We start from the raw sequence: 8,956 nt of genomic DNA on the forward strand, positions 1-8,956 counted from the left end.
ATGGAACGTTTAAGCTTAAATAAAACTTTTTTAGGGGTTGCGATTTCTGCAGTAATAGCTAGCGGGGCTTACGCAGAAACAGTAAATGAAGCTGTAGATTTAAAGCAATTTTCAAAAAAGTTAGCGCTAGAAACTGAAGATGAAATAGTTGGTACAGAGTCAAAAAGCCCATTTTCGACATTTAGTCGAGGGAAAAAAGCCCAATCACACTTAGTAAACCCAGATATAAATAATACATTAAGCTTTTTAAAAGAGCAGGGATTACTTGAAACGAATGAACAAAAAGTAAGTATTGTTAAGGGCGATAATACACAAGTAAAAAGTGATTTACTAATAAGAAAGGTGTTTGCAAGTGCAAACTGCACCCTACCAGGCGGGGCGTGCACCACTGTAAGCTCTTCTAGCTGTACTTTGAGAGGTGGTAGTGTTGGCGCTTGTGGGTCATCGCCAGAAATAGATGTTGAAGAAAGTGGATCGACAACTGTAAGCGAAGACTTTGGCAGTGTTGCAGCGGATGGTGTAGCAACTACAACAAAAACCTTTACGGTAAAAAATGAAGGCACTGGTAATTTAACGACTACGGCTGTTTCTATAACAAGTGGAAGTAGCGACTTTTCAATTACAGGCGGTACATGTGCTACGAATGGTCAAACATTAAGCTCAGGTATGCAATGTACGATACTTGTAACTGTACAAACGACAACAGTTGGTGGGATATCAGGTAATTTAAGAATTAGCAACACTGATGCAAATGAGAGTATGTATAATGTGTCTTTGAGTGCCACAGGTACTTCTACAAATTCAGCGCCTGTTGTTGATTTAAATGGTGGGATTCCAGGTACGGGGAGTTCAGTATCATTTACCGAAGGTAGTGGTGCTGTAAATATTGCGCCCGATGCTAGTGCAGAGGATAGTGATGGCGATACAATAACAACAATAACCGTTGCATTAACAAACGATCAAGACGGGTTGTTTGAGGGTCTAAATGTATCTGCCAGTGCGCAAAATGCACTCGGGGGTGTTAGTGGTGCATCGGCTATTACTTCACAAGACACAATTTCAATTACAGGAGCAACCGCTTCTACAGCAGAAGTGGCGACTTTCCTTAAAGCAATAACGTATGACAACTCTAATGCTAGCCCCAATGAAACCGCGCGAACGGTCTCTGTTGTTATCAATGATGGCACTGTAAATAGTATAGCCCGTACGGCTACAATTTCGGTTGCAAACCTTTCGACAACAAGCTCTACAGCAGCGGGTTTTAGTACACTAGATGGGACTAATTTAAACCCGGCAATTACGTTTAGTAGTGACAACGAAACATTAACGATAAGCAATCCATCACATATTACAGGTTCAGTGGCTGATGGTGGAACGGGTACAGATACCATTCACGTTCCGACAGGATCCGATTTAACGGCTTTCACTACATTAACAGGCTTTGAAACATTAACAATGCCTAGCAGCGCCACTTTAACGCTAAGTGAAGCGCAGCATGAGCAATTTACGACTATTTCGGGGAGCGGTGCTCCCGTATTTACAATTGCAGCAGGCAGTGGGGGCGATGCAAATTTAACGGCAAATAGCACTATTGCAACATACGTTTTGAATACACCAATTGCATTAACGCTTGTAGATAGAGATCAGTCTGTTACAGGCAGTAATTTAGCTGATTCAGTCGATATTTCCAACTTTTCGTACCGAGGAACTCTCGATGGTGGGGATGGCGCAGATACACTTACGCTAGCTGATGGCGCGAGTTTAGCGGCGGCAACGATTTCAAACTTTGAAACGCTTAATTTGAGCGGCGGCGTATCTGTCACGATGAAAGAAGCGCAGCATGATGCGTTTTCTACAATTTCAGGCGCAGGTACAGATCAAATTACTATTTCTGCGACAACGGATGGGTTAGTTGCTGCGAGTGATATTGAAACGTATGTGTTGAGCACTGCAAATACAATTACGTTATCAAATGGCTCCCAAAATATAACCGGTAGCGCGGGCGCAGATACGGTAAATATTGCCGGTTTAACGGTTTTGGGTACACTCAATGCAAATGGTGGCAGCGACACCTTAAGCATGACAACAAGTGCTGATATAACAGGCGCTACAGTATCTAATTTTGCAAACCTGACCTTAGCATCCAACTCATCGGTTAATTTTTTAGCATCACAAGTCGGCTTATTTACAGGCACAGTAACAGCGCCTGGATCTGAAACTATTACTGTATCGGGTGATGGTAATTTAACGACGCTTAGCAATATTGAAACATTTTCAATTGGTGATGACAGCACAAATACGCGAACGATTTCAATTGGTTCTGCTTCTCAAAATATAACCGCGAATTCAGAAACAGATGCCGTCACTTTTGTTGCGGGTAGTTTAACATTAACCGGGGCACTAACAGGTAAGGGTACAGTCAACGATACATTGTCCCTTTCAACGGGTGCTAATATCACGGCAGCTACGATTAGCGATATTGAAAATTTAACGTTGGCCAGTGGCGCAACAGTGTCTATGACGCGCTCGCAACAAGCTGCTTTTACAGGCACTATATCCGCTCTCGGTACGCAAACTGTGAATATTACTGGGGATGGAGATTTCTCTACACTCTTTGATGTTGAAACATATAATGTGGGGGATGACTCTTCAAATAGCCGCACTATAACAGTGAGTTCAGCAACTCAAAATATAAGTGATAATTCCAGTAATACCTCGGTCACGTTTGCAATTGGTGCTGCTGGTTTTAGTGGTACTTTATTCGGCGAACCGACAGTAGCCGATAGTGTAAGTGCAACCGATGGCGCGGATGTAACGGCAGGTTCATTTTTTAATATTGGTACATTGAGCTTATCGTCTGCGGCAACGGTATCTATTGATGCGAATAATATAAGTGATTTTGGCACTGCTATCACAGGCTCTGCTGGTATTGATACGTTGAAATTAATGGACGGTGGTACGTTTAATTTTACGAACACAACGGTCTCAGATATTGAGGCGTTGTCGTTAGGTACAAATAGTAACACCACAATTACGTTGTCTGATAACTTTGATACTAATGGCGCCACTGTGTCATTCTCAAATGCCAGCGGTAGTGCTATCTCGGCATCAGTGAGCTTAGATGCAAGTGCATTTAGTTCGGATATTTTATCTATCACATCATCAAACTTTAATGGTGACGATACATTTAAAGGCGGCTCTGGCGCTGATACTTTGCGCCCAGGAAGTGGAACCGATACCTTAACAGGTAATGCTGGCAACGATAATTTTGTTGGCAGTAGTTCACAGCTCAATGGCGATACGATTACAGACTTAGCGGTTGGAGACACAATTACCGTAACGGGTGTAACGGGTCTTTCAACCGCAAACGTGCAATTTAATGGTACTAGTACATTAGAAGTTGATACGAATGCCACTGATTTTAATATTTCAGAATTAACGCTATCACTGACTAATGCACCAGGTAATGATCTTGCATTTACAGTTGCTGATAGCGGATCAGATACCGTTATTACCTTTATTTCAGCAAATTCAGCGCCTGTATTTAGTGCTCTCAATGGAGGGGCGACATTTATAGAAAATGGGACAGCTGTTGTTCTGGATAGTGACGTAACTATTGCCGACACTGAGCTTGATGCACTCAATGGCAGTGTTGGAAATTACAATAATGCAAGTTTAACCATTAATCGAAGCGGTGGCGCAAGCAGTAAAGATGTATTTGGTAATTCCGGCCTTTTAGGAGTACTTACCGAAGGTGAGTTATTCACTTATAACGGTAATAGCGTCGGGACTGTTACAACCAACTCCGCAGGAACTTTGGTTTTAACATTTAATAGTAATGCTAGTTCTGCGGTGGTTGATGCTGTATTACAAACCTTGACGTATGCTAATAACTCAGATGATCCGTTAAGCTCAGTTTCATTAAATTATACATTCTCTGATGGAGTATTGAACAGTACCGGAACTAATCAGGCTACAGTGACAATTACGCAGCTAGATGATGCGCCTACTGATATTTCATTATCTGCTACAACTATTAATCAATCGGTCACAGCTTCAGGAGCTGATGTTGCAACAATCAGTTCAACTGATCTTGATGACACCAGTCATACATATACGTTGGTGGCACCAAATACCTCGACAAGTGGTAGTTGCTCGTCTAATGCAGGCAATAGTAGCTTTCAAATAAATGGTAGTATTTTAGAGACTCAGTCCGCAATTTCAGGTGGTACGTACATAGTTTGCGTACAATCGGATGATAGTACATCGACCTTCCAAGAATCATTTTCTATTACTGTTACTGATGATGTAGCACCAAATGCACCTACTTCACTGGATTTAATTGCAAGCTCAGATTCAGGGTCTTTAAATACTGATAATTATACGAATGACACTACACCAACGTTATCAGGCCTAGCAGAGGTGGGGGCAAGTATTACCTTGCTTAGTGATCAAACGGGTAATGCGGTAATTGGTACTGGCACTGCAACCGATGGAACATGGGAAATCACAACGAGTGAACTGACAGCAAATGTTGTACACACGATTACAGCAAAAGCGACTGACGCACTTAGCAATGTATCCGTTGCGTCAACGGGTATTGCTATTACACTCGACACTGTTGTGCCAAGCACGCCAAGTATACCTGACTTAGATACTGCCAGTGATACAGGAACTTCAAATACAGATAATATAACAACAGATACCACACCGACTTTAAATGGTACTGCGACAGTGGGAGATGTTATTACACTGACTTCAAATGTCGACGGTGCTTTAGGTACTGTTACAGTCCCCGCTGGTGGTATTTGGAGTTTCACACCTTCATCGGCTATATCAGCAGGTTCACACACAATAACGGCTTATGCATCAGATCTGGCAGGAAATAATAGTACATTATCAGCATTGCTTAGCATCACGATTGATGCTGGTGCGAGTACGCCAACAATTACGACACCAATAGAAGGTGATGGTAAAGTAAACGCCAGTGAAGACAATGATGTTGTTATATCTGGCAGTGGAGCTGAGGCCGGCGCGTCGGTAAGAGTTTCGGTTGATGGTGTGATAGGAACTGTTACTGCTGATGGCAGCGGTAACTGGACACTTGCTGGTGGCAATGAACTTGATATTAGTTCATTGAATAATGGCACATTATCAATCAATGTGACGCAAACAGATACCGCGGGCAATACATCTTCAGCCGCTACATCATCAATTATTTTAGATAATCAAATACCAAGTGCTGTTGCGATTACAACGCCAATTGAAATTGATAATAAAGTTAATGCAGCAGAAGATAATGATGTACTGGTGCAAGGCTCTGGTGCAGAGTCAAGTGCAACCGTTACTGTAAATATTGGCGGGATCACTAAAACTGCTACCGCCGATGCAAGTGGTAACTGGAGTCTTGCAGGTAATGAACTAGATATAAGTTCGTTAAATAATGGTAGTTTGAGTGTTTCAGCAACTCAATCGGATAGTGCGGGTAATACGTCAACGGCGGCAACCACATCAATCACACTTGATAATGAAACACCAAATACATTGACAATTACTACCCCAATATCAACAGATGGTAAGGTCAGTGCTGCAGAAGATGATGCCTTGCTGATCACTGGCGCTGGCGCTGAATCTGGTGCAACAGTCACTGTCAATGTGGGTGGAGTTAGTACGACAACCACGGCCGATTCAAGTGGTAATTGGAGCTTGTCAGGTAACGAACTAGATATTAGCGCGCTGAATAATGGCACGCTTACGGTGTCGGCAACGCAAGCCGACAGCGCGGGGAATACCTCAACGGCAGCAACCACATCAATCACACTTGATAATCAAGCGCCGAATGCACTGACGATCACCACGCCAATTGAAGGCGATGGCAAAGTGAATGCCAGCGAGGATAACGATGTACTCGTGCAAGGTGGCGGCGCAGAATCAGGCGCAACAATCACAGTCAGCATTGATGGCGTGACGACAACTACCACCGCCGATTCAAGCGGTAATTGGACATTATCAGGCAACGAATTGGATATTAGCGCGCTGAATAATGGCACGCTTACGGTGTCGGCAACACAAGCCGACAGCGCAGGGAATACCTCAACGGCGGCGACCACATCAATCACACTTGATAACCAAGCGCCGAATGCACTGACGATCACCACGCCAATAGAAGGCGACGGCAAAGTCAATGCCAGCGAGGATAACGATGTACTCGTGCAAGGTGGCGGCGCAGAATCAGGCGCAACAGTCACAGTCAGCATTGACGGCGTGACGACAACTACCACCGCCGATTCAAGCGGTAATTGGACATTATCAGGTAACGAATTGGATCTTAGTGCGCTGAATAATGGCACGCTTACGGTATCAGCAACACAAGTAGATAGCGCAGGGAATAGCTCAACAGCGGCGACCACATCAATCACACTTGATAACCAAGCGCCGAATGCACTGACGATCACCACGCCAATAGAAGGCGACGGTAAAGTCAATGCCAACGAGGATAACGATGTACTCGTGCAAGGTGGCGGCGCAGAATCAGGCGCAACCGTGACGGTTAACGTGGGTGGGGTTAGTACGACAACCACGGCCGACTCAAGCGGTAACTGGAGCTTGTCAGGCAACGAATTGGATATTAGCGCGCTGAATAATGGCACGCTTACGGTGTCGGCAACGCAAGTAGATGGTGTGGGGAATACCTCAACGGCGGCAACCACATCAATCACACTTGATAACCAAGCGCCGAATGCACTGACGATCACCACGCCAATTGAAGGCGATGGTAAAGTCAATGCCAGCGAGGATAACGATGTACTCGTGCAAGGTAGCGGCGCAGAATCAGGTGCAACAATTACAGTCAGTATTGACGGCGTGACGACAACCACCACCGCCGATTCAAGCGGTAATTGGACATTATCAGGCAACGAATTGGATATTAGCGCGCTGAATAATGGCACGCTCACGGTATCGGCAACGCAAGTAGATAGCGCAGGGAATACCTCAACGGCGGCGACCACATCGATCACACTTGATAACCAAGCGCCGAATGCACTGACGATCACCACGCCAATAGAAGGCGATGGTAAAGTCAATGCCAGCGAAGATAGCGATGTACTCGTGCAAGGTGGCGGCGCAGAATCAGGCGCAACAATTACAGTCAGTATTGACGGCGTGACTAAAACCACCACAGCTGACACGAGCGGTAATTGGACATTATCAGGCAACGAATTGGATATTAGCGCGCTGAATAATGGCACGCTTACGGTGTCGGCAACGCAAGTCGATAGCGCAGGGAATACCTCAACGGCGGCAACCACGACCATCAGCTTGGATAATCAAGCGCCGAATGCACTGACGATCACCACGCCAATTGAAGGCGATGGCAAAGTCAATGCCAGCGAAGATAGCGATGTACTCGTGCAAGGTGGCGGCGCAGAATCAGGCGCCACCGTGACGGTTAACATTGGTGGTGTAATTAAAACCACCACAGCTGACACGAGCGGTAATTGGACATTATCAGGTAACGAATTGGATATTAGTGCGCTGAATAATGGCACGCTTACGGTGTCGGCAACGCAAGTAGATGGTGTGGGGAATACCTCAACGGCGGCAACCACATCAATCACACTTGATAACCAAGCGCCGAATGCACTGACGATCACCACGCCAATTGAAGGCGATGGTAAAGTCAATGCCAGCGAGGATAACGATGTACTCGTGCAAGGTAGCGGCGCAGAATCAGGTGCAACAATTACAGTCAGTATTGACGGCGTGACGACAACCACCACCGCCGATTCAAGCGGTAATTGGACATTATCAGGCAACGAATTGGATATTAGCGCGCTGAATAATGGCACGCTTACGGTGTCGGCAACGCAAGCCGACAGCGCGGGGAATACCTCAACGGCAGCAACCACATCAATCACACTTGATAATCAAGCGCCGAATGCACTGACGATCACCACGCCAATTGAAGGCGATGGCAAAGTGAATGCCAGCGAGGATAACGATGTACTCGTGCAAGGTGGCGGCGCAGAATCGGGCGCCACCGTGACGGTTAACATTGGTGGTGTAACTAAAACCACCACAGCTGACACGAGCGGTAATTGGACATTATCAGGCAACGAATTGGATATTAGCGCGCTGAATAATGGCACGCTTACGGTATCAGCAACGCAAGTAGATAGCGCAGGGAATACCTCAACGGCGGCGACCACATCGATCACACTTGATAACCAAGCGCCGAATGCACTGACGATCACCACGCCAATAGAAGGCGATGGTAAAGTCAATGCCAGCGAAGATAGCGATGTACTCGTGCAAGGTGGCGGCGCAGAATCAGGCGCAACAATTACAGTCAGTATTGACGGCGTGACTAAAACCACCACAGCTGACACGAGCGGTAATTGGACATTATCAGGCAACGAATTGGATATTAGCGCGCTGAATAATGGCACGCTTACGGTGTCGGCAACGCAAGTAGATAGCGCAGGGAATACCTCAACGGCGGCAACCACGACCATCAGCTTGGATAATCAAGCGCCGAATGCACTGACGATCACCACGCCAATTGAAGGCGATGGCAAAGTCAACGCCAGCGAAGATAGCGATGTACTCGTGCAAGGCGGTGGCGCAGAATCGGGCGCCACCGTGACGGTTAACATTGGTGGTGTAATTAAAACCACCACAGCTGACACGAGCGGTAATTGGAGCTTGTCAGGCAACGAGTTGGATATTAGCGCGCTGAATAATGGCACGCTTACGGTATCAGCAATACAAGCCGACAGCGCGGGGAATAGCTCAACGGCGGCAACCACATCAATCACACTCGATAACCAAGCGCCGAATGCACTGACGATCACCACGCCAATTGAAGGCGATGGCAAAGTGAATGCCAGCGAGGATAACGATGTACTCGTCCAAGGTGGCGGCGCAGAATCGGGCGCAACTATTACAGTCAGTA

Annotated in this window: 1 protein-coding gene; it reads left to right on the plus strand. The window is 46.0% G+C overall.

Annotated elements, in window-relative coordinates:
* The coding region (locus HH219_RS08440; protein ID WP_169327149.1) for an Ig-like domain-containing protein at positions 1-8,956 on the plus strand (8,956 nt) is incomplete at its 3' end.

The sequence above is a fragment of the Pseudoalteromonas sp. NEC-BIFX-2020_015 genome (assembly GCF_012952265.1).
GTDB lineage: Bacteria > Pseudomonadota > Gammaproteobacteria > Enterobacterales > Alteromonadaceae > Pseudoalteromonas > Pseudoalteromonas neustonica.